This is a genomic window from Modestobacter italicus, assembly GCF_019799965.1.
GTDB classification, from domain to species: Bacteria; Actinomycetota; Actinomycetes; order Mycobacteriales; family Geodermatophilaceae; genus Modestobacter; species Modestobacter italicus_A.
Map to the genome: position 1 here is coordinate 71,337 of NZ_JABGCJ010000001.1, position 26,231 is coordinate 97,567.

Consider the following 26,231-nt stretch of genomic DNA (forward strand, 5'->3'; position numbering starts at 1 on the left):
GTGGTCGCCCGGTGCGGCACGCTGGGGGCATGGCTCGAGAGATCCCCGAGGTCGTCCGCGCTGCCGCCGGACTGGCCGCCACCGTGCTGGACGAGGCGCGCAAGCTGCCCGAGACGCTGCCCGGCCTGCCGGTGCGGCTGATCGGGCAGGCGCTGCAGACCTCGCTCCGGCTGCAGCAGCAGTACTCCGGTCTGGTCGCCCGCGGCGACGAGGTGTTCACCGGCCTGCGCGGGGACGCCGAGCCGGGCATGGCCACCTTCGACGACGACGAGGACCTCGCCCCGCCGGCCCGGCCGGCCGGTGCCGCCGGGCTGCGCAGCTCGGCCTTCGACCGGGTCGGCGACCTGCCGGACGACGCCGTGGACGAGGAGCTCGCCGACCAGCTGGCCGACGACCTGGCCGTCGCGGAACTGCCCGTGGCCGAGGCGGACTCGCCCGTGGCCGGCGGCGACCTGCCGGGGGCCGATGACGACGCGCTGATCGCCGACAGCGACCTCTCGGTGGCCGAGGCCGACGAGCTGGCCGAGGAGGCAGCCGCCGTGCTCAGCCTCGCCGCCGGGGACGACACCGACCTCTCCCCCGCCGAGGTCGCCGCGCTGCCCGCCGACCCGGCCGCCGACGCGGTGACCGCGGTCGTCGACGAGCTGGCCGGCGAGGTCGCCGACGAGGTCGCCGCGGAGGTGCCCGACGCCGTCCCGGACGAGGTGCTCGAGGACCTCACCGCGGAGACCGTCACCGACATCGCCGAGGAGGAGACCGCCATCGAGGAGGCGGTCACCGACGAGCTGATCGCCGACGCCGCCGTCGGGGGCACCCCTCCCGCTGACGACGAGCCGGTCAGCGGGCCGCCGACGCTGGACGACGTGGCACCGCAGGCCGCACCCGGGCAGACCCAGCTGGTGGACGACGCCGACCCCGCGGTCGGGGCCCTGGCCGACGCCAGTGAGGAGCTCGTCGACCTGGGCGGGCCGGAGGCGGCGGAGAGCGTCACCCCCGGCAGCGCGGTCACCGACAGCGCGGCCAGCGACCCGCTCGTCCCCGCCGACGACACCGCGCGGGTCGACGAGAGCACCTCGGCCGGCACCACGGCACCGGCGGTCACCAGCCCGGTGGAGGGCTACGACTCCTTCAGCATCCCGGCCCTGCGCGGTCACCTGCGCGCCTACCCCGCCGAGACGGTCGCCGACCTGCTGGACTACGAGCGGGCGACCCGGGCCCGCGCCCCGTATGTCACCCTGCTGCAGAACCGGCTGGAGAAGCTGAGCATCGACCGCGGCTGAGCCGGCAGCGGGAGGACCACGGACCGGGGAGACGGTGGGCGACGAGCACACGGACGGGCCCATGACGCCCCGGCGGCGCGGGTCCCGGCGACTGGTCCTCCTGCTCGTGCTGGTGGCGGTGCTGGCCGTGGCCGCCGGGCTGGTCGTCTGGCTGCGGGCCGGCGGGGCGGAGGGCGACGCGGACCCGTCCGCCGCTGCGGGCCCGGCGACGACCTCTCCCGCCGCCGTCCCGACGACGCCGTCGACACCGGCGCCCACCCCGACGCCGACGCCGACGCCGACCTTCGACCGCACCCAGCTCTCGATCACCGACCCGGCCAGCCCGTGGGTCGTGGTCAACAAGGCCCGGCCGTTGAGCCCGATCGCCTTCGCCCCCACCGACCTCGTGCCGATCGGGGGCGGCTACGAGCTGCGCGCCGAGGCGGCGCAGGCGATGGACGCGATGCTGGCCGCCGCCGCGGCCGAGGGCCTCGACATCGGCGTGCAGAGCGCCTACCGGGCCTACGACTACCAGGTGGGCCTCTTCGACGCCCAGGTCAGCCGGTTCGGCGAGGAACGGGCCGAGGTCCAGGTGGCCCGGCCCGGGTACAGCGAGCACCAGACCGGCCTGGCCGCCGACGTCGGCGGGGGCGGCTGCGACATCGAGAGCTGCTTCGCCACCACCGCCGAGGGCCAGTGGGTGGCCGCGCGCGGCCCGGAGTTCGGCTGGCTCGTGCGCTACCCCGAGGGCCGGCAGGACGTCACCGGGTTCAAGTACGAGCCCTGGCACGTGCGCTACGTCGGCGTCGCCCTGGCCACCGAGATGCAGCGCACCGGCGTGCCGACGATGGAGGAGTTCTTCGGTCTCCCCGCCGCGCCCGGGTACCTCGGCTGACGCAGCCCGCAGGTCCGTCGGCCCCCTCCAGGGGCCCGGCCCGAGCCGGTGAGGGCCGGGGAGGAGACGAAGGACCCCCGGGCCCCCCACCACTCGCAGGCTCGCGGCGGGACCCTGCACGGGGGCCTCTGGCAGGCTCGGTGCCGTGACCAGTCCGTCGTCCCCCGAGTCGCCGTGGCCGGTGCGGACCGTGGCCCGCAAGGTCGCCGAGTGGATCGGCCGGCTCGGTGAGGTGTGGGTCGAGGGCCAGGTCGCCCAGCTCTCCCGCCGGGGCAACGCCGCCACGGTCTTCCTCACCCTCCGCGACCCCGCGGCCGACCTGTCGGTCCCGGTCACCTGCCACCGCGACGTCGCCGACCGGCCCGGGCTGGAGCTGACCGAGGGCGCCCGGGTGCTGGTCCGGGCCCGCCCCGACTACTACGTGGCCCGCGGCTCCTTCTCCCTGCGGGCCACCGAGATCAGAGCGGTCGGCCTCGGCGAGCTGCTGGCCCGGATCGAGCGGATCCGCCGACTGCTGGCCGCCGAGGGGCTCTTCGACGTCGCCCGCAAGCGGCCGCTGCCCTTCGCACCGGCCGTCGTCGGCGTGATCACCGGCCGGGACTCCGCGGCCGAACGGGACGTGCTGGTCACCGCCCGGCGCCGCTGGCCCGCGGTCCGGTTCGCGGTGCACAACTGCGCCGTCCAGGGCCCCACCGCCGCCGAGTCGGTGATCGCCGGGCTGCAGCGGCTGGACGCCGACCCGACGGTGGAGGTGATCGTCATTGCCCGCGGCGGCGGGTCGGTGGAGGACCTGCTGCCCTTCTCCGACGAGGGCCTGGTGCGGGCGATCGCGGCCAGCCGCACCCCCGTCGTCACCGCCGTCGGGCACGAGACCGACACCACGCTGGTCGACCACGTCGCCGACGTGCGGGCGGCCACCCCCACCGACGCCGCGCACCGGGTCGTGCCGGAGATCGGCGAGCAGCGCCAGCTGGTCCAGGGCCTGCGCGCCCGGGCCCGGCACCTGCTGGCCGGCCGGCTCGACCAGCAGGAACGCTGGCTGGAGTCGGTCCGCAGCCGGCCGGCGCTGGCCGATCCGCAGCGGCTGCTGGCCGGCCGGGCCGACGACGTGAGCGCGCTGCGCGCCCGCTCGACCCGCACCCTCACCCACCGGGTCGAGGCCGCCGAGCGCGACGTCGAGCACGCCCGCGCCCGGGTCGCGGCGCTCTCGCCGGCGGCGACGCTGCAGCGGGGCTACGCCGTGGTGCAGCGCGCCGACGGGGCCCTGGTGCGGGACCCTGCCGAGGTGTCGACCGACGAACGCCTGCAGGTCCGGGTGGCCGGTGGCCGGCTGACCGTCCGCGTCGACCGCCCGCAGAGCGGGGACGACGGCACCAGGGACGGCGGCACCAGGGACGACCCCGGCGGGGACCAGCGCACCGGGGACAGGGCGACCGGGGAGGATGGGCGACCGTGAGCGAGACGCCGGAGCCGACCCAGACCTACGAGCAGGCCCGCGAGGAGCTGGCCGACGTCGTCCGCCGGCTGGAGGCCGGGGGGCTCACCCTCGAGGAGTCCCTGGGTCTGTGGGAGCGGGGCGAGGCGCTGGCCGAGCTGTGCCAGCACTGGCTCGACCGCGCCCGCGAGCGGCTGGCCGCCGCCGCCCCGACGGACCCCCAGGGCTGAGCCGCCACGCCGGCGCCCCCGGACGCCGGCGTGCCCGCCTCAGTAGGGCTGGAGGGAGCCGGCGAGGGTCGTCAGCTCCTCGTCCGAGGCTGATCCGGTGACCAGCAGCGTCGCCCCGCCCTCGGTGCGGGTCAGCGCGGTCTCCCCGTTCGGCGCGGTCCGCCGCTCCCAGGTCTCGCCGGCCACCTGCTCGGTGCCGTCCTCCGTCGCGTCGTCCAGGACGTCGGTCAGCGCCTCGGCGCCGGCGTCGTCGCTGATCACGTAGCCGGCGTACTCCTCGGCCGGGGTGTACCAGCCGATCTGCAGGGTCACCGGGTCGCCCGCCGAGGCCGCCCCGGCGTCGGTGCGCACGCTCGTCGGCCGCCACCCCTCGGGCAGGCCGCGCGGCACCAGCACCGGGTAGCCGGCCACCTCGGCCGCCGCCCGCTCGGCACTGGTCGGGTCCACCTCGCGGACCGGGTCGCCGCCGTTGTACTTCAGCGCCGACCAGCCGACCAGCACCAGGCAGATGACCAGCAGCGGCAGCAGCGACCGGATCATGTTGGCCGCGGTGAACCGCTGCATGCGCTCCACCGCCGGGGAGGCGGCCGGGGCGTCGCCCCCGGCGTCGGGCGCAGCCGCGGTGGCCCCGGCGGGGCCCGCCGCTCCGGGCGTCGGTGTGGGAGCAGCGGTCGGGACGGCGGTGGCCTGCTCGTCGGGGTGCTGGCCGGTGTCGGGCATGCCCCTAGGATCGCAGCACCGCTCCCCCGCCCCGCCGAGCAACGTCCGTGGCCCCCGCCACGGCGTCCGAGCTCTCGAGGGGACCCAGGAGGGGGACCTTGCCCAGGAGGTCACGTGTCCCTGCCACTCCCCGACGGTCCGCCCCCCGCCCGGCCTGCCTCCACCCTGCGCGCCGACCGCCCGGCGCCCGACCGCAACCTGGCCCTGGAGCTGGTCCGGGTCACCGAGGCCGCCGCCCTGGCCGCCGGCCGCTGGGTGGGGCGCGGCGACAAGAACGGCGGTGACGGCGCCGCCGTCGACGCCATGCGCGCGCTGATCGGCACGGTGCACATGCGGGGCGTCGTGGTCATCGGGGAGGGCGAGAAGGACGAGGCCCCGATGCTCTACAACGGCGAGCACGTCGGCGACGGCTGGGGCAACGACTACGACGTGGCGGTCGACCCGATCGACGGCACCACCCTGATGGCCAAGGGCATGCCCAACGCCATCGCGGTCATGGCCGTGGCCGACCGCGGCGCGATGTACGACCCGTCGGCGGTCTTCTACATGGACAAGATCGCGACCGGGCCGGCCGCCGCCGACGTCATCGACATCACCGCACCGGTGGGCGAGAACATCCGCAAGGTGGCCAAGGCCAAGCGCAGCTCCGCCGGCGACGTCACCGTCTGCATCCTGGACCGGCCGCGGCACGAGACCCTGGTCCGCGAGGTGCGCGAGGCCGGCGCCCGGATCAAGTTCATCACCGACGGCGACGTGGCGGGTGCGATCGCCGCCGCCCGCGAGGGCACCGGCGTCGACCTGCTGATGGGCATCGGCGGCACGCCGGAGGGGATCATCACCGCCTGCGCGCTCAAGTGCATGGGCGGTGCCCTGCAGGGCCGGTTGTGGCCCCGGGACGACGTGGAGCGGCAGAAGGCGCTGGACGCCGGGCACGACCTGGACCGCGTGCTGGCCATCGACGACCTGGTGCGCGGGGACGTCTTCTTCGTCGCGACCGGCATCACCGACGGGGAGCTGCTGCGCGGCGTCCAGTACCGGTCCGGCGGGGCGACCACGCAGTCGCTGGTGATGCGCTCGCGGTCGGGCACGATCCGGTCGATCGACAGCCTGCACTCGCTGGAGAAGCTGAACCAGTACTCCGCCGTCCCCTTCGGCGACGACGACCAATAGCGGCACCGCTGCCCACCCCCGGGCTCGCGGCGGGGCCCTGCGGGGGCCCGGCGGGGTCAGGGGGTGGGCGGGGCGGCGCGACGCTCGGCCAGGCGGTCGAGCACGGCGCGCCAGCGGCTGGGCGACTCGCCGGGGGCGAGGCTGCGCAGCTTCAGGTCACCGAAGACGGTCCAGCCGCGGACGACGACCCGCGGGGTGCCCGGCAGCCGCGGGACGGGCGCCAGGTCGGTCCTGCGGTCGCCGAACACCGTCCAGCCCTCGATCTCGGCGGCCACGCCCTCGCTGACGATCACCTCCACGTCACCGAAGACCGTGCCCAGCTGCAGCGCCACCGTCTCCTCGGACGTGCGCAGCCCGCGCAGGTCGATGCGGACATCACCGAAGACGGTGTTCGCCTGCCGCGGCACGCTGGTCGTCGCGGTCAGCTTCACGTCGCCGAAGACGGTGGCGATCGACCCCGTCGTCCGCTCCCCCACGATCTCGCCGACCGCGGGCACCGCCGACGCCGGCGCGGGCAGGTCGGCGAGCAGCTGGTCCAGCTCGACCGTGGTCGTCGCGGCGTAGGCGGCCTCGACGCGCTGCCCGAACTCGTCGAGGTCGATCCGGCCCTCACCGACCGCCGTCTGCAGCCGGCCCACCACCGCCTCGCGCTCGGCGTCGGAGGCGCGGACCACGGGGCCGTCGGGAGCCGGCTGCTCGCTCATGGGGCGGACCCTAGCGCCGACCTCAGTCCAGCTCGGTGCAGGCGTACACGGTCATCGCCTTGACCCGCCCGCCGCAGGTGGTGGCGTACTCCTCGTAGGCCGACAGCGGCGGCGACTCGGCGTACAGGTCGTCGCAGGACTGCAGCAGGCCGGTGAAGCACTCCTGGGCGTAGGCGTCCAGTGCCGGGTCCGAGCCGAGGCCGGCCGGGGCGACCGGTTCGGACTGCTCGATCGCCGTGCCGGGCGGGTACGCGTCCCAGCCGCCGTCCTCGATGCCGGCCAGGGCCTCGGCCGCCAGCCCGTCCGGGCTCGCCCCGAGGGCCTCACCCAGGCCGCGACCCAGGTCCTCGGCGCCGGCCCGCAGCACCAGCGAGGCGACGAAGACGGCGAGCACCAGGCCGAGCGCCAGCACGCCGGCCGCACCCATCGCGACCGCGGCCGTGACCCGGGCGGGCGCCGCCGGCGGGCCCGGCGGCGTGGCAGCCGGCCCCCAGGACCACCCCGGGACGGCGGCGCCCGGCGCGCCCGCCCACCGGGCCCCGTCCTGCCCCGCCGCGCCGGGCCACGGCTGCCCAGGGCCACCGCCTGAGCCGGGACCAGCCAGGTCGGGCCGGTGGGCGGTGGTGTCGTTCTGCTCGGACACGGGCTCTCCTCCGTCACGGGTCCGGCGGAGCCTAGGGCCGCGGCGAGCGCCCCGCGGGGCGCCGGCCACCAGCACCCGGGCGGCGTCGCACCACCGGGTGTCTAGGGTCGCTCCCGGAGCACCCTCACCACCCACACCACACCGGGAGCGCACCGTGGCCACCGAGACGGACTACCGCGTCGAGCACGACTCCATGGGGGAGGTCCGCGTCCCGTCCTGGGCGAAGTGGCGGGCCCAGACCCAGCGCGCCGTCGAGAACTTCCCCATCTCCGGCACGCCGATCGAGCGCGAGCTGATCGCCGCCCTCGCGTCGATCAAGGGCGCCGCCGCCACCGTCAACGCCTCACTGGGCGTGCTGCCCCAGGCGACCGCCGACGCGATCGTCGGGGCCGCGGCCGAGGTGACCGCCGGGAAGTGGGACGAGCACTTCCCGATCGACGTCTTCCAGACCGGCTCCGGGACGTCGAGCAACATGAACACCAACGAGGTCATCGCCACCCTCGCCACCGAGGCGCTGGGCTCCCCGGTGCACCCCAACGACCACGTCAACGCCTCGCAGTCGTCCAACGACGTGTTCCCCTCGGCGATCCACGTCGCCGCCACCCGGGCCATCGTGCGCGACCTGGTGCCGGCGCTGGAGCACCTGGCGGCCTCGCTGGAGCGCAAGGCCACCGAGTACGCCGAGGTGGTGAAGAGCGGCCGCACCCACCTGATGGACGCCACCCCGGTCACCCTGGGCCAGGAGTTCGGCGGGTACGCCGCCGCCGTTCGCTACGGCATCGAGCGGCTGCAGGCCTCCCTCCCCCGGATCGGCGAACTGCCGCTGGGCGGCACCGCCGTCGGCACCGGGATCAACACCCCGCCCGGCTTCGCCGCCGCGATCATCGAGGCGCTCGCCGCCGACCTGGGTCTGCCGCTGTCCGAGGCCCGCGACCACTTCGAGGCGCAGAGCTCCCGCGACGCCCTCGTGGAGGGCTCCGGCCAGCTCAAGACCATCGCCGTCGGCCTGATCAAGATCGCCAACGACCTGCGCTGGATGGGCTCGGGCCCGCGCACCGGGCTGGGCGAGATCGCCCTCCCCGACCTGCAGCCGGGCAGTTCGATCATGCCGGGCAAGGTGAACCCGGTCATCCCCGAGGCCGTCATCCAGGTGGGCGCCCAGGTGATCGGCAACGACGCGGCGGTCACCTACGCCGGCACCACCGGCGTCTTCGAGCTGAACGTCACCCTGCCGCTGATGGCCCGCAACGTGCTGGAGTCGATCCGGCTGCTGGCCAACGTCAGCCGGGTCCTGGCCGACCGCTGCGTCGACGGGATCACCGCCAACGTGGAGCAGTGCCGCACCTACGCCGAGTCCTCGCCCTCCATCGTCACGCCGCTGAACAAGTACATCGGCTACGAGGAGGCGGCCAAGGTCGCCAAGCAGTCGCTGGCCGAGCAGAAGACCATCCGCCAGGTGGTGGTGGAGCGCGGGTACGTCCAGGCCGGGAAGCTCACCGAGGAGCAGCTGGACCAGGCGCTCGACGTGCTGTCCATGACTCACCCCTGAGGACGCCGACACGGCCCCGTCTCACCCGGTGCGGCGGGGCCGTGTCGCATCCTGCCGAGAACTGAGTAGCGTCCAGAGCTGATGAGCGAGACAGCGAACACCCCAGACACAGCCCTGCGCTGGCCCGGCGGCGAACTGCCGCTCCGGGTCGTCCCCGCGACCGAGGGGTCCGAGGGAATCGACACCAGCAAGCTGCTGGCCACGACCGGCCAGGTGGCCCTGGACATCGGGTTCGTGAACACGGCGTCCTGCACCTCGGCGATCACCTACATCGACGGCGACCAGGGCATCCTGCGCTACCGCGGGTACCCGATCGACCAGCTGGCCGGCAAGGCCAGCTTCCTCGAGGTCTCCTACCTGCTGATCTACGGCGAGCTGCCCACCGCCGACCAGCTGGAGGCCTTCGACCAGCGGATCCGCCGGCACACGCTGCTGCACGAGGACCTCAAGCAGTTCTTCTCCGGGTTCCCCCGGGACGCACACCCGATGCCGGTGCTGTCCTCGGCGGTCAGCGCGTTGTCGACCTTCTACCAGGACTCGCTGGACCCCTTCAACCCGGAGCAGGTCGAGCTGTCGACCGTGCGCCTGCTGGCCAAGCTGCCGACGATCGCGGCCTACGCCTACAAGAAGTCGGTCGGCCAGCCGATGCTGTACCCGGACAACTCCCTGGGCCTGGTGGAGAACTTCCTCCGGATGACCTTCGGGTTCCCGGCCGAGCCGTACGAGGCCGACCCGGAGCTGGTCAAGGCGCTGGACATGCTGTTCGTGCTGCACGCCGACCACGAGCAGAACTGCTCCACCTCCACGGTGCGCCTGGTCGGCAGCTCGCACGCCAACATGTTCGCCTCGGTCTCCGCCGGCATCAACGCGCTGTTCGGGCCCCTGCACGGTGGGGCCAACCAGTCGGTGCTGGAGATGCTCGAGGCCATCAAGCGGGACGGCGGGGACATCAACCGCTTCGTCGACCGGGTGAAGAACAAGGAGCCCGGCGTCAAGCTCATGGGCTTCGGTCACCGGGTCTACAAGAACTACGACCCGCGCGCGACGCTGGTCAAGCAGACCGCCGACACGGTGCTGAACAAGCTCGGCGGCAACAACGAGCTGCTCGACCTGGCCCGCCAGCTGGAGGAGATCGCGCTCAACGACGACTACTTCATCCAGCGCAAGCTCTACCCGAACGTCGACTTCTACACCGGGCTCATCTACCGGGCGATGGGCTTCCCGGTGAAGATGTTCACCGTGCTCTTCGCCCTGGGCCGGCTGCCCGGCTGGATCGCCCAGTGGCGGGAGATGATCGAGGACCCGGCCACCAAGATCGGCCGCCCGCGCCAGGTGTACACCGGCTACACCGAGCGCTCCTTCGTGGAGATCGGCGACCGCTGACCCGACCTGCACCACCCGAGGCCCCGTCGTCCCCCGTGGACGGCGGGGCCTCGTCGTTCCCCTCCCCCGAAGGGGTGATCTGCCTCCCCCGAAGCGGTGAGGGCGCTCCACCCCCACGGGGGCTGCGTCGATGGGATCAGGACACCGGACGCCACCAGGCGGCCGGGCCGATCCGACGCAGGGGGGGACGACGGTGCCCGCACCACGCACGCAGGCCGCGACCCCGCGACCGCGCAGCGGGTCCACCGCCTCGACACCGGCCCGACGTCCGGCCGCTCAGCCCCGCACCGGCGCACCCCGTGCCGGTACCGCACGCACGCCGGGAGCCCGGACCGGAGCACCCCGCGCGCAGGCCCCGCGTGCCGGCACCCCTCGTACCGCTGCACCCCGCACCGGCCAGCGCCCCGCCCCGCGGCGTGGTGCGCCCGCCCGCCGCCGTCCGCCCGCCGGCCGCCGGCCCGCCGCCCGGCGCACCCGCCCCCCGGGAGCCGCCCGGCTGTGGTGGTCCCGGCTCGCCGTCGTCGGTGGCGCGACCCTCGCCCTGGTCAGCGTGCTCGCCGCCTTCGCCCAGCCGCCGACCGAGGCAGGTCAGGTGCCTCGATCGGCCAGCGCCGCCGGCCAGGCCCAGCTGACCTCGGCCACCCTGACGGCCGCGGCCACCCGCTACCGCGCCGCCCTCGCCGAGGCGACCGGCTTCGAGGCGCAGGCCCGCCAGGCGCGTGAGGCCGGCACCACCGCCCTCGCCGCCGCGGCCGCCGAGCGCGCCCTGGTGGGCGAGCACGCGGCCACCGCCTACCAGCGCAACCCCGCCGAGCGCTGGCCACTCGCCCAGCTGTCGCTGCACGCCCCCGAGGCGACCGCCGACGTGCTGCACGCCCAGGGCCTCGCCGAGCAGCTCACCGCCGACCGGGACGCCGAGGTGGCGCGCGCCGCCGTGGCCGCCGTGCGGGCGGCCGAGCAGATCGACGCCGCCGACGCCGCCGACGCCCTCGCCGCCGACGCGCACCGCCGGGCCGAGGGCGTGCTGACCGAGATCCGCGCCGTGGTCGCCGACCTCGACCCGGCGGTCAGCGCTCAGTGGGCGGCATCCGGCACCAGCCCGAGCGCCGCCGGTCAGGACGCCGCCAACGCCGCCGCGCTGGCCGGGTGGCAGGACCACCTGGCCCAGCTGACGCTGGCCGGCATCACCCCGCCGCCGGCCGCCGAGCTCGCCGACCCGACCGACCTGCCCCTCGGGCTGGCCGCGCTGCGCGACGCGACGGGCACCCCGGTCCCCGGGGTGGCCACCACCTACGTCGCCGGGCGGACGCTGACCGTGCTCCCCGCCGAGACGGTCGCCGCGGTCAGCGCCGCGTTCGCTCAGCTCGGCAAGCCCTACCTGGCCGACCGGACCGGACCGGACGGGTACGGCTGCGCCGGTCTCGTCGCGGCCGCGTGGACCCAGGGCGGCCTCGGCCTCCCCAGCGACCTCGCCGGCCAGTGGGCCCAGGGCACCCCCGTACCGGCCGGGCAGCTGCAGGTCGGCGACCTGGTCTTCAGCACCGACCCGCGCAGCGGCCTGGACGACGTCGGCATCTACCTGGGCGGCACCAGCGTGCTGTCCGCCTCCGCCGACCGCCGGCAGGTCGCGGTCCGCGAGCTGGCCGACCTGCACAGCGCCGTCCGGGTGACCGTGCCGCCGGCCACGCCGTCCCCGCTGCCGGCCACCGGCCCCTTCCCGGCGACCTGCAGCGCACCGACCCCCGCGCCCGGCGCCACCTCCGCAGCCTGGGGCGGCTGGTCCAACGGCCAGGTCCCGGCCGACCAGCTGTGCACCATCGGTGGTGGTCACCGGCTGCGCTGCGACGCGGCGGCGGCGTACACGGCCATGTCGGCCGCCTACCGGACGGCGTTCGGCACCCCGCTGTGCATCACCGACTCCTACCGGTCGCTAGGGGCGCAGGTCGACGCGCACCACCGCAAGCCGAGGATCACCGCCGTCCCGGGCACCTCCAACCACGGCTGGGGCCTGGCGGTGGACCTGTGCGGGGGGATCAACGTCTTCGGCACCGCGCAGACCGCGTGGATGCAGCTCAACGCCGGGTACTACGGCTGGCTGCAGCCGGACTGGGCGCAGGCCGGCGGGCAGAACCCGGAGCCGTGGCACTGGGAGTACGGCAACCTGACCTGACGGCCCGGCCGGTCGCGCGCGGTCAGGCCCAGCCGAGGTCGGCCAACCGGCGCCAGGGCAGGCTGAGCCAGGCGTCGGTCGCCTCGGCCACCAGCCGCCGGGCCACCCCCGCCTCGGCGCAGGCGACCGGGCGGCGCGGGGTGACCACCACGTGCCCGTCCCGGAGCCGGAGGCCGGCCGCGGCCATCTCCGCGAGCAGCTCCTCGGGGCGGGCGAGGACGGCGGTGTCGACACCGGCCGGCGCGGTGGAGGTCCACAGCGCGACCGGGCCGCGCACCTGCAGCTGCCCGGGCAGCCCCGCGGACCGGCCGAGCGCGGCCGAGCGGGTCTGGTGCACCAGCGGCAGCGTGGCGGTGCCCGATGGGCGCCACGGGACGACGAGTGCGTCGCGGGCGATGACGACCCGCCAGCCGAGCGCCGTCTGGGTGCTGTCGGTCCAGTCCAGCACCGCGATGCCCTCGGTGGCGGCGATGCCGTCGGGCACCGGCCGGCGGGCCAGCCACGCGGCGAGCGCGGTGGCCACCCCGTCGGGGGTCGCCGGCACCCGGGCCCGGGTCATCTCCACGGCCAGCTCGGCCAGCAGCACCCGGGTGCGCCGGCCGGCCTCCTCCAGCACCAGCATCGGCCCGCGGCCGGTGCCGCCCTGCACGACGAGCTCCAGCCCGGGGGCGACCTGGTCCTCCGCCAGCCGCGCGGCGGCCTCGCGGAGGTCGGGGACCCGCACCTCGGCGCGGTTGAGCCGCTGGAGGAACCCGGACGGGGGGCCGAAGAGGGCCTCGGTCACGCGCTGCGTCCTCCGGTGAGTGCGTCCCGGGCGACGGTGGCCAGCCCGGGGAGGGACAGGACGCTGGCCAGCTCGACCGCGGACAGCCGGACGGGGACGACGTCCTCGCCCCAGCCGGTGGCCTGCCGGACGCGGGACACCGGCGCCGGCCAGACGACCTCGCGGGCGGCGGCCACGTGCAGTTCGGTGAGCACGTCCCCGAGGTGGATGGCGGCGACCGGGTGGACCGGTCCGTCGTCCAGGGCGGTGCGGACCGCGCGCTCGACCTCGAGCCGGTCGGGGCTGCTGAGCCAGTGCGGCACGAGCACCGCCGTCGCCGGGTCCTCCGCCGGGGGGACGCTCATGCCGCCACCTCCGGACAGCCGGTACCCGTGCGCGCCGGCACCGGACGACCACTGCGCCCCGCGGGTCGGCGGCTTGGCTCCGGTGCGGTCACGAACTGGATATCGGCAGGTTGAGGGCCACATGGACCCATGTCACAACCACATTCGCGGCCCTGCGGCACGGCGTCGTCCTGGTTCGGCGATCGACTGCGGCGGGTCAGCCGGCCAGGTCGTCCAGGCGTGCCTTGAGCGCCTGCTCGGCGCGGTCGGCGTGCACGTTCATGTTGCGCACGGACGTGCCGAGGTCGGCCGACAGCTGCGTCTTCGTCTGCCCGCCCCAGGTGGTGAGGTACCAGGTCGCCCAGCCCAGCACGTTCGGCTGGGCGGCCCGCTGGTCGCGCCGGGCGGTCGGGTCGGGCGCGCAGGCGGCGGTGAGCGCGTGGGAGAGCAGGGTCTGCTCCGCCTCGCCCATGATCTCGTCGGGCACCTCGGCGCTGTCGGGCACGACGAACTCCACCGTGTCCGTGCCGCCGTCCAGCGACTGGAGGTTGCGCAGGCCGTTCAGCGTGGCGACGGTCTGGGAGTTGCGGCGGAGGGTGGCCACGCTCTGGCCCATGTACTCCGCGAGCTCCTTCTCGCTCGGCCGGCGCTGGTGCTCGGCGGTGAAGGCGGCGACCGCCTTCTGCTGCTTGTTCTCGGTGTCGGCGGCGGTGCGGCCGTAGGCGTTGCGGCCCAGGTCGTGCACCCACTTGGACAGCTGGGTGGCCAGGAAGGCGCCGAAGGGCACCGACTTGGTCTCGTCGTACTGGCTGACCGCCTTGAGCACCCACTCGGCGACCTGCTGGTCGATGTCGTCGTTGTCGGGCAGGTGCAGTCGGATGGTGCTCATGTTCCGCTGCAGGCGCTTGAGGCTGACCCGGCAGTAGTGCCGGCACAGGCCGTCGAGGAAGGCCGGGGGCAGGTCACGGGGAGCCCGGCGGCGGACGCCGTTCTCCGGCCGCAGTCCGACCGTTGCGTAGCCGTGCTCGGCGCACCAGGCGCGGATCAGGCCGGCGAGGGCCTCGGCCGTGCCGGTCTCGCCGTCCACCCGGTACAGGCCGTCACCCTCGTCGTAGGTCACGGTGACCGCGGCCGGCAGCGCGGCGCGGAAGTCGGCCAGCGGCAGCTCGCGGTCGGTGCGGAAGTGCACCCGGTCCCGCGGGGTGATCGGGGCGAGCGCCCACCCCTCGGCCTCGCTGAGCCCACCGAAGACCAGGGGCTCGCGGGTGCGGGCACGCTCGTCGGCGGTCTCGGGCTGGGACGTCGTGGGGGTGACGGGCTGGGCGACGAGGATGTTCTCGGACACCGGTCCTCCTGAGGGGAAGTGCAGGTGGGCGGGGTGGCTGGAGCGTGCTCGGACGCGGCCCCCGTTCGGGGTCCCGGCCCGAGCGTGCGCGGGCTGGGGGAACGGGGGTCCTTCGTCAGGCGGGGACGGGGACCGCGCGCCGGGTCGCGGCGACGGTGTCCATCGGCATGCGGGGGCTGGGGATCCGCGGCATCGGCGAGCGCGGGGCGGGGGTCCGCGGACGCGGCGCGTCGGCGGCCTGCAGCACGCCGGCGGCGGCGGCGCGCTCGGCCTCGCCGGGCTCGCCGACGTAGACCGGCATGAAGTCGTACAGGTCGGTGAAGAGGCCGTCGACGAAGGCGTAGGCAGCCTGCGCCTCGTCGGAGAACTTCGCGATCAGCTCACGCGGGCCGAGTTCGACGCCGACGGTGACCCGGACGACGCGGTCGTCGCCGCTGAGGCCGGTCAGGGAGAAGGGCACCGCGGGGTGCCGGGCGGCCAGCGCGGCCAGCGCGGCCAGACAACGGCGGGTGGCGGGGCGGCGCGGCCGCAGCTGCACGTGGACGACGACCGTCTCGCTCCACGCCGGCTCGGTGGAGACCTGGTCGAGCGTGTCGACGGTGACGTCGGCGGCCTCGAACAGCTGGAGGTCGTCGGTCAGGTCGACGGTCGCCGTCGACACCGGTGCGAGTGCGCTGAGTTCCATGTTCGTCTCCCCCTGTAACCGTGTTGCTGTGGGGAGAGACTTGCGCACGATCGATGGGGCCGACGGCGAGACTCGCCGTCCTGTGACTACTGTGGCTGGGGTGATTAGTGAGTTCTGGACCGGATCGCCCGGCCCGTTGTCACTACTTGCTAGCCGGGGGCTCCGAGGATGGTGCGAAAGCTGCCAGGGCGTTGAGCGCGTCGGCTGTCACCTCGGCCGCGAGGCTGTTCGCCTCGGCGATCTGCCGGTAGACCTCCTCGCGGTGGATGGTCACCTCACGGGGGGCCTTGAAGCCCAGCCGCACGGTGCCACCACGCACCTCGACGACGTAGACCTCGATGTCCTCCCCGATCCGGATGCTCTCGCCGACGCTGCGGGTGAGTGTGAGCACTGGTACCCCTCCATGGGTTGCTGTGGCCGTCCGTGGCATCGCCCCGCCGGACGGCGGGGCTGGGCGCGCCCACCCGGGCGGGCGCGTCCCTGCTCCTTCTTCTCGGCAGGTGCCGCCCGGAACCGGGCGTCCTGCCTGCTGATCAGCGCAGGAAGTCCAGCAGGGTCGGCTGGAGCGCCTTGGCGGTGGCCCCCAGTGCCGCCTCATAGCCGGTCTGCTGCATCTGCAGGTTCATGATGGTCTTGGCCAGGTCGACGTTCTCGATCGCCGCCGAGCGGCTGGTCAGCGACAGCTGCAGGTCCTTGTTCACCTGCTGTGCGGTCTCGATCCGGTTGGTGCGCGTGCCGATGTCGGCGGCGGCGGCCAGCATCCGGTCGAGCGCGACGTCGAGGTCCTCCAGGTGGCCGGCCAGAGCGGCCGGGTCGCTGACCACGTCGGTGGCGATGGCCTGGACGACGGCGAACAGGTCGCCGGCCGCCGGGTCGCCGAAGGCCTCGGGCCCGGTGATGTCGATCCGCACCGCGTCGGAGTCGGAGACCTGCCGGTTGACCGGGACCACCGGCATGCCACCAGCGCCACCGAAGCCGGTGTAGGCGCCCGTGCTGGCGTCGTAGGCGGTCGAGCCGCTGGTGACGCCACCGAAGATCGGCGTGCCCTGCACCGAGGTGTTGGCCAGCCCGAGCAGGCTCTCCCGGATGCCGGACACCTCGGTGGCGATGGCCACCCGGGACGCCTCGGAGTTGACCCCGTCGTTGAGGCCCTTGACGGTCAGCGCACGGACGTTCTGCACCTGCTTGATCATGTTCTGCAGGGCGGAGTCGGTGGCGTCGAGCATGCCGATGCCGTCGGTGATGTTGCGGGCGTACTGCGTGGCGCCGGCGAGCTCCTGGCGCGTCTGCATCGCGGCGTTCGTGCCCGTCGGGTCGTCCGAGGGCTTGTTGATGGTCTTGCCCGACGTCAGCTGCGCCTGCAGCTTGGCGATGGCCTCCATGTTCCGGTTCAGCCCCTGCAGGCTGGTGACCGCGAGGGAGCGCTGGGTGATCCGCATCAGGTCACAGCCCCACTCGGCCGGTGCGGTTTATCAGCACGTCGAGCGTCTCGTCGATCGCCGTGATCATGCGCGCGGCGGCGGAGTAGGCGTGCTGGAACTGCAGCATGTTGGTCATCTCCTCGTCGATGTTGACCCCGGAGACCGACTCGCGGGAGGCGTCGACCTGGGCGGCGACCACGGTCTGGGTCTGCAGGTTGCTCGTCGCCACCGACGCCTCGACGCCCAGGTTCACGATGAGCTGCCGGTAGGCGACGGCCACCCCGTTGCCCGTCTTGGCCATGGCAGCCAGCTTGGTGGCGTTCCCGCCGTCGGCCGAGGCCACCGTGCCCGCCGGCGCCACCGCGCCGGCGGCGAGCTTGGCCGGGTCAGTGATCCGCAGCCGGAGGTTGGCGGCGGTGATGGTGGTCAGGTCGACCGGCAGGGTGCCCGACCCGTCGTCGAACATCGGCTCCCCGGCGACCCCGTTCTGGTCGAAGCCGGCCACGTGCGCGGCGTTGACCTCGGTGGCCAGCTGCACCGCGACGGCGTCCAGCTGCGCCTGGTACTTGGGGATCGTGTCGGTCAGCGCGGTCAGCGAGCCACCGGCGGTGCCGCCGACGGCCAGCCGCGTGCCACCCGGGTCGGTGACGAAGGCCGGGTTGCCCACCGCGGCCTCCGACGGCACCTCGGTGCCGACGACCTTGATGCCGAGAGTCGAGCCGCCGGAGACGATCTGGGCGCCGGCGACGACCACGTTGACCTGGCCGTCGTCGCCCGGGGTGACGGTGGCACCGATCGAGGCCGCCAGCTCCATCACCAGGACGTCGCGCTTGTCGGCGAGCTCGTTGGAGGGCAGCCCGGACTGGGTCGCCCGCCTGATGGCCGTGTTGAGCTCGGCGATCGACTGCGCCTTGGCGTTCACGTCGGTGGCCAGGGTGTCCAGGCTGTCCCGGGTCTGGGTCCACTGCTTGTCCAGGTTGGAGCTGGTCGTGTGCAGCTCCGCCACCAGGGTGGCGGTCTTCTGCAGCACCGCGGTACGGCCGCCGCTCTCGGCCGGCTTGTTGGCCACGTCGCCCCAGGCGGTGAAGACGCCGGTGAGCTTGGCGGCGATGCCGGTCTCGCCCGGCTCACGGAAGGCCTGCTCGATCTGGGCCAGGGTGCTGTCCTTGACGGTCATCCGCGCGGTCTCGGCGCTCTCGATCTGCGCCCGGCCCTCGAGGAAGGCGTCGCGGATGCGGGTGACCTTGTCGGCGTTGACGCCCTGGCCGATCCCGTTGCTGACCGCGTAGGTCGCGGGCACCACGTTGCCACCGACCGACTGCAGCTCGGCGCGCTGGCGGGAGTAGCCGGCGGTGTTGACGTTGGCGATGTTCTGACCGGTGACGTCGAGCCCGCGCTGCTGGGCCCACAGGGCCGTCGTCGCGGTGTTCAGACCGGAGAAGGTGCTCACAGGGCGCCGTCCAGGGTGACCGAGCGGTAGGCGTTGCCGGAGGCCCGGCCCGCCTGGGTGTAGGTGCCGGCCGTGGTGGTCGGACCGGATGAGGTCAGCGCGTCGTTGATGACCGACAGGCCGCTCTCGATGAGCTCCTTGTTGGCGTCGGACAGACCCCGGAGTTCCGTCACGAGCACCAACAGGGCCTCGTGGTGCTTGGTGTACAGGTCGTCCCAGGGGGCCGGAGCTGCGTCGGCGAGCTGCCGCAGCGAAGGGTTGGCCTCCAGGCCGAGCCGGCCGGCGATCTGCTCGGTGGCCGCCGCACGCTCGAGCTCGAGCGTGCGCAGCTGCTCCAGCACGACCTCGATCTCGTGGGCGATGCGGGCCAGCCACCGGCTCTTGCCGGTGAGGATGAGGTACTGCTTCTCCTCGGCCTTGAAGAGCAGGAGGTCGAGCAGTTCCTGCTCTCGCCAGAGCAACGTCGACAGGTGCTGGTGGTCCATGCCGGCCGCCTTTCCGTCGTCGTGTGCAGCCCGTCGTGCAGGCCTCGTCCCGCCGGGTGCGGCGGGAACTGTCGATCTTCCTTCGGCACCGGCCCACGCACGGTCAAGCCGAGATGGCTCAAGGCCGCGGACATTTGTGCCGATGGCGGTGCCACGCGGACCGCAGACAGCCGAGAAGAGAGGCGTGACCGCAGCCCGCCCCGTCGTGAGTGAGCGCCGACAGCCCGACGTCGACGCGCTGGTGACCACCCATCTCCCCCTGGCCCAGTTCGCGGTGAACGCGGTGGCCTCCCGGATCTCCCTCCCCAGCCACGTGAGCCGGGACGACCTGCTGTCCTGCGCCAGCGTGGCGCTGGTCGAGGTGGCCCGCCGGTTCGACCCCGCCGCCGGCGCCACCTTCGCCACCTACGCACTCCCCCGGCTGCAGGGTGCGGTCCTGGACGAGCTGCGCTCCGGCGACTGGGCCAGCCGCTCGGTCCGGGCCGCCGCCCGGCGAACGGACGCCGCTGCCGACGCGCTCACGATCAGCCTCGGCCGGCCCCCGACGAAGCAGGAGCTGGCCACCAGCCTGGGCGTGCAGCGATCCGAGCTGGACTCGCTGCACCTTGACGTCCACCGCGCCGTGATGGTCAGCATCGACGCCGAGACCGGCACCGAGGGCGGCTCGCTCGACCTGCCCGACACCGGCGACTCCCCGGAGCGCGCCCTGCTGCGCGGCGAGCGCGCCCGGCACCTGCACGAGGCCATCCGCGCCCTGCCCGACCGGCTCGACGAGGTCGTCGAGCGCAACTTCTTCGGCGACGAGTCGCTCACCGACATCGCCGACTCCCTGGGCGTCACCCTCTCCCGGGTCTCGCAGATGCGCGCCCGCGCGCTGACCCTGCTGCACGCGGCGATGAGCGAGATCTGGGACGGCACCGCCGTCCCGGCCGACGGCGGGGTGCGCGCCCGGAACCAGCAGCGCGCCTACGTCGAGCGGGTCGCCGCCCGCAACGCGGCCGGCCGAGCCGCCACCGCTCCCCCGGTCCCGCAGCCGCGGTCCCGCTCCCGGCACAGCTGGGTGCTCCCCGAGCGCGGGGCGGCCGCCCAGCCCGCCTGAGTCACACCAGCACCGGGTACCTCACCCGTTCGGGTCAACACCGGGCCTCCCGGACCGTAGAAGAGAGCGATCCCGCCGCACGGCTGCGGCGGTTCCTTCTCGTTCCCGGTCCACGGAGGGCCCGCATGAGCCTGGTCGTCAACAGCAACATCGCCGGGCTGAACTCCGCCCGGATCCTGGGCATCGCCGATCGCCAGCTGACCTCGTCGGTCGAACGGCTCTCGTCCGGCCTGCGGGTCAACCGCGCCGCGGACGACGCGTCCAGCCTGGCCATCTCCGAGGGTCTGCGCACCCAGCTCGGCGGGCTCAAGGTCGCGCTGCGCAACTCCCAGGACGGCATCTCCGTCCTGCAGACGGCTGAAGGCGCCCTGACCGAGACGCAGTCGGTGTTGCACCGGATGCGCGACCTCGCCGTGCAGGCGGCCAACGCCGGCGGGCTGGACGACGCCGCCCGGTCGAACCTGCAGACCGAGGTCGGGCAGCTGCGCGCCGAGCTCGACCGGATCGCGGAGACGACGTCGTTCAACGGCCGCCACCTGCTGGACGGCAGCTATCGCGGCCTCTTCCAGGTCGGCGCCGACGTCGGGCACACCATCTCCGTCGGCATCGGCCAGGCCATGAGCTCGGCAGCGCTCGGCGTCGCGGGTGTGGACGTCGCAGCCGGCGGCGGTGGGAGCACCAGCGCGAGCGCCTCCACCGCTGCAGCCGTGGGCACCGCCTCGTCGGTGACCCTGGGCGGGGCCGCGCTGACCGCGGCGGGCCTCGCCGCGCTCGACGGCTCCATCAGCCACGGCGGCCGGAGCCTGGACCTCGCGTCGATCGACCACGACGCCGCGGACGACGCCACCACCCGACTGGCCACCGTGCAGTCGGCGCTGGACACCGCGTTCGGCACCGGCACGGTCACCGCCACGAACACCGGCGGGGGTCTGGTGCTCACCGGCACTCCCCCGGCGCCGGGCGCGACCGCCCGGGACCTGGCCGACGCGACCGTCGTCTTCACCACCGCGTCCGGCGCGTCCGCGGCGATCGGGGCGATCGACGCGGCGATCGAACGGGTCTCCACGGTGCGCGGCGACGTCGGTGCGGCGCAGAACCGGTTCGAGCACAACATCGCCAAGCTGGGCGTCGCCATCGACAACACCGCGGCGTCGGAGAGCCGCATCCGGGACGTCGACATCGCGGCGGAGATGACCACGGTCAGCCGCGCCTCGATCCTGACCCAGGCGGGCACGGCGATGGCGGCCCAGGCCAACCAGACGCCGCGCGGGGTGCTGCAGCTGCTGGGCTGATCGGGCGGCACCACCCGTTGGGGGGACATCCCAGGGGCGTGCTCAAGGACCTCCCGGGGCGGTCCGTTGACAGGGGTACGAGACCGCGGCACGGATGCTGCGGTCGCCCTGTCAAGGAGGCACCACCGTGGGTCTGACCGTGAACAACAACATCGCGGCCCTGAACTCGTACCGCAACCTGTCGGTCACCGACAGCCAGATGAGCAAGTCGCTGGAGAAGCTGTCCTCCGGCTTCCGCATCAACCGCGCGGCCGACGACGCTGCCGGTCTGGCCATCTCCGAGGGCCTGCGCTCGCAGATCGGTGGCCTGAAGGTCGCCGTCCGCAACACCCAGGACGGTGTCTCGGTCGTGCAGACCGCGGAAGGCGCCCTGACCGAGACGCACAGCATCCTGCAGCGCATGCGTGACCTGTCGGTCCAGGCCTCCAACTCGGGGTCGCTGAACGACGACGCCAAGAAGAACATCCAGTCCGAGGTGTCCCAGCTCAAGAGCGAGCTGGACCGCATCGCGACCACGACGAACTTCAACGGCAAGCAGCTGCTCGACGGCAACTACAACACCAGCTTCCAGGTGGGCTCCAACGCCGGCGAGACCATCGGCGTCAGCATCGCCACCGCCATGGGCGCCAACGGCCTGGGCGTCGACGGCGTCGACGTCTCCGTCGCCGGGACCGCCACCACCGGCACCCAGACCACCAACGCCGCCGCCAGCACGGCGTCGGTGTCCACGGTCGGCGCGGCGAACGACTACACCACCGCCGCGGCGTTCGACACCCTGAACGGGTCGATCTCCTACAACGGCAAGAGCGTCGACCTGGCCTCGGTCAAGTACGCCGCCACCGACAACGCCGCGCAGAAGACGACCAAGATCCAGGCCGCCCTGGACGCCGCCTTCGGCACGAGCGCCGTCGACGTCGCCAACACCGCCACCGGCCTGACCTTCACCGGCACCGCCCCTGGCGCCACCCCGACCGCCCAGCAGATCGCCGACGCGGAGGTCACCTTCACCGCCGCGTCCGGCGCCTCCGAAGCGATCAAGAAGATCGACGCCGCCATCAAGACGGTCTCCACCACCCGTGCCGACCTGGGTGCCATCCAGAACCGGTTCGAGCACACCGTCAACAACCTCAACGTCGCGATCGAGAACGTGACCGCGTCGGAGAGCCGGATCCGCGACACGGACATGGCGTCGGAGATGACCAACTTCACCCGCGCCCAGATCCTGACCCAGGCCGGCACCGCGATGCTGGCCCAGGCCAACCAGGCTCCGCAGAACATCCTGCGCCTGCTGGGCTGACCCACCCGCACTCCCTGAGCAGCACCGGTGAGGGGGAGGCCCCGGCCTCCCCCTCACCGCTGTCCCGGCCCACCCCAAGGCGCCCGGGCAGCCCGCCGGACCCGCCCGTGGTGCTCCGTCGAAGTTCCTCGCCGTTTCAGGTCAAGACCAGCTCTCCGCCCGCCGATCCTGGCACTGCAACACCCCGCAGCACGGATGCAGCGGAATCCTGAAACCCACGTCCACGGAGGAACACCATGGGTCTGAGCGTCAACAACAACATCGCGGCGATGAACTCGTACCGCAACCTGTCGGTCACCGACAGCCAGATGAGCAAGTCGCTGGAGAAGCTCTCCTCCGGCTTCCGCATCAACCGCGCCGCCGACGACGCTGCCGGTCTGGCCATCTCCGAGGGCCTCCGCTCGCAGATCGGTGGCCTCAAGGTCGCCGTCCGCAACACCCAGGACGGCATCTCGGTCGTGCAGACCGCTGAAGGTGCGCTCACCGAGACGCACAGCATCCTGCAGCGCATGCGCGACCTGTCGGTGCAGGCCAGCAACACCGGCTCGCTGAACGACGACGCCAAGAAGAACATCCAGTCCGAGGTCTCCCAGCTCAAGAGCGAGCTGGACCGGATCTCGTCCACGACGAACTTCAACGGCAAGCAGCTGCTCGACGGCAACTACAACACCACCTTCCAGGTGGGCGCCAACGCCGGCGAGACCATCGGCGTCAGCATCGCCACCGCCATGGGTGCCCAGGGCCTGGGCGTCGACGGTGTCGACGTCTCTGCCACCGGCACCGGCACCACCGGCACCCAGACCACCAACGCCGCCGCCAGCACGGCGTCGGTGTCCACCGTCGGTGCGGCGAACGACTACACCACCGCTGAGGGCTTCGACGGCCTCAACGGGTCGATCAGCTACAACGGCAAGAGCGTGGACCTGTCCTCGGTCAAGTTCGGCGCCACCGACAACGCCGGCGCCAAGCTGACCAAGGTCCAGTCGGCGCTGGACGCCGCCTTCGGCACCGGAGCCGTCACCGCCGGCGCCACCGCCACGGGCCTGACCTTCACCGGCACCGCCCCTGGCGCCACCCCGACCGCCCAGCAGATCGCCGACGCGGAGGTCACCTTCACCGCCGCGTCCGGTGCCTCTGAGGCGATCGACAAGATCGACGCCGCCATCAAGACGGTGTCGACGACCCGCGCCGACCTGGGTGCCATCCAGAACCGGTTCGAGCACACGGTCAACAACCTCAACGTCGCCGTCGAGAACCTGTCGGCGTCGGAGAGCCGGATCCGTGACACGGACATGGCTCAGGAGATGACCAACTTCACCCGCACGCAGATCCTGACCCAGGCCGGCACCGCGATGCTGGCCCAGGCCAACCAGGCTCCGCAGGGCATCCTGAAGCTCCTGGGCTGATCCACCCGCACCACCTGAACACCCGGTGAGGGGGGAGGCCCTCGGGCCTCCCCCCTCACCGGCGCTCCACCCCCTGATCCCCTGACCACGGAGGCACCGGCATGGCAGGCATGAGCGTGAGCACGGGCCTCATCTCGGGCATCGACTACAGCACGATGATCACGCAGCTGATGCAGGTCGAGGCGAACCCGCAGACCCTGCTCAAGACCCAGCTGTCCGCCACCCAGGCCGACGCCGCCGCGTACCGCGCGGTCAACACCCGGTTCGACGCCCTGCGCACCGCCGCAGCCGCGCTCACCGACGCCACCGCGTGGAACGCCACCAAGACCACCAGCACGTCGACGAACGTCACCGCGACCGCCGGCACGACCGCCGTCAGCGGCACCGCCGTCACCTTCGCCGTCACCCAGCTCTCCGGCACCCACAGCCTGGTCAGCGGCACCCAGTGGTCGTCCAAGACCGCGCCGGTGCGCGACCAGGACCCGGTCTGGCCGATCACCATCAAGAACACCGCCACCGGTGCCACGACGAGCATCGACGTCGGTGCGACCGCCACCCTCACCGACGCAGCCGCCGCGATCAACGCCGCGAACGCCGGCGTGCAGGCCTCGGTCATCCAGCTGGGCAAGGACCAGTTCCGACTGCAGCTCACCTCCACCACCAGCGGCGCCGCCGGCGCGTTCGAGGTGATCAGCTCGCCGCGACCGGACGGCACCACGCCGGCCGAGTTCCTGACCACCGACCAGGGCCAGGACGCCCTCCTCACCCTCGGCGGCGGCCTGACGGCGACCTCGTCGACCAACACGTTCACCGACCTCGTGCCGGGCGTGACGATCACCGCCACCAAGGCCGACGCGTCGACGTCGATAACGGTCGGGGTGTCCGCCGACCCGAGCGCGGTCGCCAGCAAGGTGCAGTCGCTGGTCGACGCCGCCAATGCCCTGCAGTCGGCGATCAGCTCCTACACCGACGCGGAGAGCACCAGCGCCGTCCTCAAGGGCGACACCACCCTGCGCGGCCTGTCCAACCAGATCATGAGCGTCGTCTCCACCGCCGTGGGCGGGGTGTCCGCCTCCACGGTCGGCATCCAGCTCAACCGCGACGGCACGTTCGCCTTCGACAAGACCGTCTTCACCACCGCGCTGACCGCCGACCCGGCGAAGGTGCAGAAGGTCTTCGCCGAGAAGAAGATCGAGAGCGCCGGCACCGACGGGATCAGCGGCAACGCCGACGACGTGACCAGCCCGATCGGGCTGGCCGCACAGCTGGAGGTGCTGGCCAAGGGCGCCAGCGACACGACGACCGGGTCGCTGGTGCAGCTCGCGACGAGCCAGGACGCGCTCGCCAAGGACCTGCAGGCGCGGATCGACGCCTGGGACATCCGGCTCGAGCTGCGCAAGACCACGCTCACCCGACAGTTCACCGCCATGGAGACCGCGCTGAGCACGATGCAGAACCAGGCGTCCTGGCTGAGCTCGCAGATCGCCGGCCTGCCCTCCTGGTCGTCCTCGAACAAGTAGTCCCGCCGGATCCTGACCCACCGACGCGCTGATCCCCCAGGAGCATCTTCCCGATGAGCACCGCTTCCCTCCGCGCCCGCTACCTGGGCGACACGGTCACCACCGCGTCGCCCCAGCGGCTGCTGGTGATGCTGTACGACCGCCTCGCCCTGGACCTGGAGCGCGGGCACGCCGCCCTCACCGCGGGTGACCGCGAGGCGGCGACCGAGCAGCTCCAGCACGCCCAGGACGTCGTCTTCGGACTGCTGGAGAGCCTGCAGATCGACGCCTGGGAAGGCGCTCCCCGGCTGGCCGCGCTCTACAACTGGCTGATCTCCGAGCTCGGCCAGGCGATCGTCAAGGGCGACCTGCGCCGGGTCGCCGACTGCCGCAAGATCGTCGAGCCGCTGCGCGACGCGTGGCGGGAGGCTGCGGCCACCCTCGTCTCGGCCCCGGCATGACCGGCGGTCCGGCCTCGGGCAGCCCCGGCCGCAACCGGGTCGGGGACGTCCCCGGCTCGCTGGGCGAGGCGCGCTCCTGGCCGGTCGTGCTCGACGCCCTGGAGGGCGATGTGCACGAGGCCGAGGAGACCCTGGCCCGCGGCCGAGCGGACGAGATCGCGGCCTGGGGTCGCCGGTCGACCGACTGGATCCCGCCTAGCAACCTCGGGCCCCTGCCCGACGACCTGCGCGAGCGCGCCGCCCGGCTGCTGCAGCACCAGCTCGCGGTCGCCGAGGCCCTGGTCGAACGGATCACGCAGTCGCAGAAGCAGCGCGACCTGGCCGCCCGGATGTCCTACGCCCCCACCCGCCCGGTCGCCTCCTTCATCGACCGCGCCCTGTAGATCCCCTCCAGCACCACCAGCACTCCCCCGTCCCCCGGGGCAGAAATGGCCATTTCTGCCCCGGGGGACGTGTGCGTTGTGTGACGTGCGGTGCTCGATCGAGTGCATGTGGTCATGTCCGGCCGGCCCCCTGCCGATGACTC

General features: G+C 73.5%; 26 protein-coding genes. 15 read left to right on the forward strand and 11 right to left on the reverse strand.

Annotation, left to right across the window (positions count from 1 at the left end):
• Positions 1-29: 29 nt before the first annotated feature.
• From HLA93_RS00390 to HLA93_RS00405, 4 genes are all read left to right on the forward strand, one after another.
• A complete protein-coding gene (locus HLA93_RS00390) occupies positions 30-1,280 on the forward strand; it encodes a lipid droplet-associated protein (RefSeq protein WP_222192251.1) in 1,251 nt (416 codons plus the stop codon).
• Positions 1,281-1,341: 61 nt separating this feature from the next.
• On the forward strand, positions 1,342-2,154 hold the full coding sequence (locus HLA93_RS00395) for a M15 family metallopeptidase (RefSeq protein ID WP_222192252.1): 813 nt from the start codon (positions 1,342-1,344) through the stop codon (positions 2,152-2,154).
• A 145-nt stretch (positions 2,155-2,299) separates the two neighbouring features.
• Entirely contained in the window at positions 2,300-3,610 is a 1,311-nt protein-coding gene (gene xseA, locus HLA93_RS00400; RefSeq protein WP_308127863.1) for an exodeoxyribonuclease VII large subunit, read from the forward strand.
• Positions 3,607-3,819 (forward strand): exodeoxyribonuclease VII small subunit, encoded by a 213-nt coding sequence (locus HLA93_RS00405; protein WP_222192253.1) that lies wholly within the window; start codon positions 3,607-3,609, stop codon positions 3,817-3,819. The genes xseA and HLA93_RS00405 overlap by 4 nt, the downstream gene beginning before the upstream one ends.
• Positions 3,820-3,858: 39 nt before the next feature.
• Here HLA93_RS00405 and HLA93_RS00410 read toward each other — a convergent pair whose 3' ends face one another.
• A complete protein-coding gene (locus HLA93_RS00410; RefSeq protein WP_222192254.1) occupies positions 3,859-4,539 on the reverse strand; it encodes a DUF4245 domain-containing protein in 681 nt (226 codons plus the stop codon).
• A 114-nt stretch (positions 4,540-4,653) separates the two neighbouring features.
• On the opposite strand from HLA93_RS00410, the gene glpX reads away from it, so the two are divergent.
• Complete coding sequence (gene glpX, locus HLA93_RS00415; protein ID WP_308127864.1) at positions 4,654-5,709, forward strand: class II fructose-bisphosphatase; 1,056 nt, start codon at positions 4,654-4,656, stop codon at positions 5,707-5,709.
• A gap of 56 nt (positions 5,710-5,765) precedes the next feature.
• Here glpX and HLA93_RS00420 read toward each other — a convergent pair whose 3' ends face one another.
• Entirely contained in the window at positions 5,766-6,413 is a 648-nt protein-coding gene (locus HLA93_RS00420; protein WP_222192255.1) for a DUF1707 SHOCT-like domain-containing protein, read from the reverse strand.
• 22 nt (positions 6,414-6,435) lie between these two features.
• The gene (locus tag HLA93_RS21890; RefSeq protein WP_222192256.1) at positions 6,436-7,056 is read right to left on the reverse strand and encodes a hypothetical protein; all 621 of its coding nucleotides are present in this window, start codon (positions 7,054-7,056) and stop codon (positions 6,436-6,438) included.
• A 154-nt stretch (positions 7,057-7,210) separates the two neighbouring features.
• Here HLA93_RS21890 and HLA93_RS00430 point away from each other — a divergent pair, with 154 nt between their 5' ends.
• The 3 genes from HLA93_RS00430 (at position 7,211) to HLA93_RS00440 (ending at position 12,158) form a co-directional block, all read left to right on the forward strand.
• On the forward strand, positions 7,211-8,605 hold the full coding sequence (locus HLA93_RS00430; RefSeq protein WP_222192257.1) for a class II fumarate hydratase: 1,395 nt from the start codon (positions 7,211-7,213) through the stop codon (positions 8,603-8,605).
• A gap of 81 nt (positions 8,606-8,686) precedes the next feature.
• Positions 8,687-9,988 (forward strand): citrate synthase, encoded by a 1,302-nt coding sequence (locus HLA93_RS00435; protein WP_222192258.1) that lies wholly within the window; start codon positions 8,687-8,689, stop codon positions 9,986-9,988.
• 193 nt (positions 9,989-10,181) lie between these two features.
• Positions 10,182-12,158: an NlpC/P60 family protein gene (locus HLA93_RS00440; RefSeq protein WP_222192259.1), complete on the forward strand. Its 1,977-nt coding sequence runs from the start codon at positions 10,182-10,184 to the stop codon at positions 12,156-12,158.
• Between the two features lie 22 nt (positions 12,159-12,180).
• Here the strand turns inward: HLA93_RS00440 and HLA93_RS00445 are convergent, their stop codons facing one another.
• The 8 genes from HLA93_RS00445 to HLA93_RS00480 all read right to left on the reverse strand — a co-directional run bounded on the left by HLA93_RS00445 (position 12,181) and on the right by HLA93_RS00480 (position 18,651).
• On the reverse strand, positions 12,181-12,942 hold the full coding sequence (locus HLA93_RS00445; protein WP_222192260.1) for a dihydrodipicolinate synthase family protein: 762 nt from the start codon (positions 12,940-12,942) through the stop codon (positions 12,181-12,183).
• Positions 12,939-13,286: a hypothetical protein gene (locus HLA93_RS00450; RefSeq protein ID WP_222192261.1), complete on the reverse strand. Its 348-nt coding sequence runs from the start codon at positions 13,284-13,286 to the stop codon at positions 12,939-12,941. The genes HLA93_RS00445 and HLA93_RS00450 overlap by 4 nt, the downstream gene beginning before the upstream one ends.
• Positions 13,287-13,482: 196 nt before the next feature.
• Positions 13,483-14,610, reverse strand: coding sequence for a flagellar biosynthesis protein FliA (locus HLA93_RS00455; protein WP_308127865.1), 1,128 nt, complete (start codon positions 14,608-14,610; stop codon positions 13,483-13,485).
• Positions 14,611-14,725: 115 nt separating this feature from the next.
• Positions 14,726-15,295 (reverse strand): hypothetical protein, encoded by a 570-nt coding sequence (locus tag HLA93_RS00460; RefSeq protein ID WP_222192262.1) that lies wholly within the window; start codon positions 15,293-15,295, stop codon positions 14,726-14,728.
• Between the two features lie 142 nt (positions 15,296-15,437).
• Complete coding sequence (csrA, locus tag HLA93_RS20575) at positions 15,438-15,686, reverse strand: carbon storage regulator CsrA (RefSeq protein WP_222192263.1); 249 nt, start codon at positions 15,684-15,686, stop codon at positions 15,438-15,440.
• A gap of 142 nt (positions 15,687-15,828) precedes the next feature.
• Complete coding sequence (flgL, locus tag HLA93_RS00470) at positions 15,829-16,734, reverse strand: flagellar hook-associated protein FlgL (protein WP_222192264.1); 906 nt, start codon at positions 16,732-16,734, stop codon at positions 15,829-15,831.
• Positions 16,735-16,738: 4 nt separating this feature from the next.
• Complete coding sequence (gene flgK / locus HLA93_RS00475; protein WP_222192265.1) at positions 16,739-18,166, reverse strand: flagellar hook-associated protein FlgK; 1,428 nt, start codon at positions 18,164-18,166, stop codon at positions 16,739-16,741.
• The gene (locus HLA93_RS00480; RefSeq protein WP_222192266.1) at positions 18,163-18,651 is read right to left on the reverse strand and encodes a flagellar protein FlgN; all 489 of its coding nucleotides are present in this window, start codon (positions 18,649-18,651) and stop codon (positions 18,163-18,165) included. Before HLA93_RS00480 ends, flgK begins: the two co-directional genes overlap by 4 nt.
• A 205-nt stretch (positions 18,652-18,856) precedes the next feature.
• On the opposite strand from HLA93_RS00480, the gene HLA93_RS00485 reads away from it, so the two are divergent.
• The 7 genes from HLA93_RS00485 to HLA93_RS00515 all read left to right on the forward strand — a co-directional run bounded on the left by HLA93_RS00485 (position 18,857) and on the right by HLA93_RS00515 (position 26,088).
• Positions 18,857-19,750 (forward strand): sigma-70 family RNA polymerase sigma factor, encoded by an 894-nt coding sequence (locus tag HLA93_RS00485; protein WP_308127866.1) that lies wholly within the window; start codon positions 18,857-18,859, stop codon positions 19,748-19,750.
• Between the two features lie 125 nt (positions 19,751-19,875).
• The gene (locus tag HLA93_RS00490) at positions 19,876-21,042 is read left to right on the forward strand and encodes a flagellin N-terminal helical domain-containing protein (RefSeq protein WP_222192268.1); all 1,167 of its coding nucleotides are present in this window, start codon (positions 19,876-19,878) and stop codon (positions 21,040-21,042) included.
• Positions 21,043-21,169: 127 nt separating this feature from the next.
• On the forward strand, positions 21,170-22,339 hold the full coding sequence (locus HLA93_RS21320) for a flagellin N-terminal helical domain-containing protein (protein WP_308127867.1): 1,170 nt from the start codon (positions 21,170-21,172) through the stop codon (positions 22,337-22,339).
• 236 nt (positions 22,340-22,575) lie between these two features.
• On the forward strand, positions 22,576-23,745 hold the full coding sequence (locus HLA93_RS21325) for a flagellin N-terminal helical domain-containing protein (protein WP_281424988.1): 1,170 nt from the start codon (positions 22,576-22,578) through the stop codon (positions 23,743-23,745).
• Between the two features lie 110 nt (positions 23,746-23,855).
• Positions 23,856-25,265, forward strand: a complete 1,410-nt coding sequence (gene fliD / locus HLA93_RS00505; RefSeq protein ID WP_222192270.1) for a flagellar filament capping protein FliD — start codon at positions 23,856-23,858, stop codon at positions 25,263-25,265.
• Positions 25,266-25,318: 53 nt separating this feature from the next.
• Positions 25,319-25,705: a flagellar export chaperone FliS gene (gene fliS, locus HLA93_RS00510; RefSeq protein ID WP_222192271.1), complete on the forward strand. Its 387-nt coding sequence runs from the start codon at positions 25,319-25,321 to the stop codon at positions 25,703-25,705.
• Complete coding sequence (locus HLA93_RS00515) at positions 25,702-26,088, forward strand: hypothetical protein (RefSeq protein ID WP_222192272.1); 387 nt, start codon at positions 25,702-25,704, stop codon at positions 26,086-26,088. Before fliS ends, HLA93_RS00515 begins: the two co-directional genes overlap by 4 nt.
• Positions 26,089-26,231 lie beyond the last annotated feature (143 nt).

Bases quoted from the DNA above. Each gene is read 5' to 3' on its own strand.
- HLA93_RS00390 (WP_222192251.1), top strand. From the start codon at position 30: ATGGCTCGAGAGATCCCCGAGGTCGTCCGCGCTGCCGCCGGACTGGCC.
- HLA93_RS00395 (WP_222192252.1), top strand. From the start codon at position 1,342: ATGACGCCCCGGCGGCGCGGGTCCCGGCGACTGGTCCTCCTGCTCGTG.
- HLA93_RS00410 (WP_222192254.1), bottom strand. From the start codon at position 4,539: ATGCCCGACACCGGCCAGCACCCCGACGAGCAGGCCACCGCCGTCCCG.
- HLA93_RS00420 (WP_222192255.1), bottom strand. From the start codon at position 6,413: ATGAGCGAGCAGCCGGCTCCCGACGGCCCCGTGGTCCGCGCCTCCGAC.
- HLA93_RS00435 (WP_222192258.1), top strand. From the start codon at position 8,687: ATGAGCGAGACAGCGAACACCCCAGACACAGCCCTGCGCTGGCCCGGC.
- HLA93_RS00450 (WP_222192261.1), bottom strand. From the start codon at position 13,286: ATGAGCGTCCCCCCGGCGGAGGACCCGGCGACGGCGGTGCTCGTGCCG.
- HLA93_RS00460 (WP_222192262.1), bottom strand. From the start codon at position 15,295: ATGGAACTCAGCGCACTCGCACCGGTGTCGACGGCGACCGTCGACCTG.
- flgL (WP_222192264.1), bottom strand. From the start codon at position 16,734: ATGCGGATCACCCAGCGCTCCCTCGCGGTCACCAGCCTGCAGGGGCTG.
- HLA93_RS00480 (WP_222192266.1), bottom strand. From the start codon at position 18,651: ATGGACCACCAGCACCTGTCGACGTTGCTCTGGCGAGAGCAGGAACTG.
- HLA93_RS00490 (WP_222192268.1), top strand. From the start codon at position 19,876: ATGAGCCTGGTCGTCAACAGCAACATCGCCGGGCTGAACTCCGCCCGG.
- HLA93_RS21325 (WP_281424988.1), top strand. From the start codon at position 22,576: ATGGGTCTGAGCGTCAACAACAACATCGCGGCGATGAACTCGTACCGC.
- fliD (WP_222192270.1), top strand. From the start codon at position 23,856: ATGAGCGTGAGCACGGGCCTCATCTCGGGCATCGACTACAGCACGATG.
- fliS (WP_222192271.1), top strand. From the start codon at position 25,319: ATGAGCACCGCTTCCCTCCGCGCCCGCTACCTGGGCGACACGGTCACC.
- HLA93_RS00515 (WP_222192272.1), top strand. From the start codon at position 25,702: ATGACCGGCGGTCCGGCCTCGGGCAGCCCCGGCCGCAACCGGGTCGGG.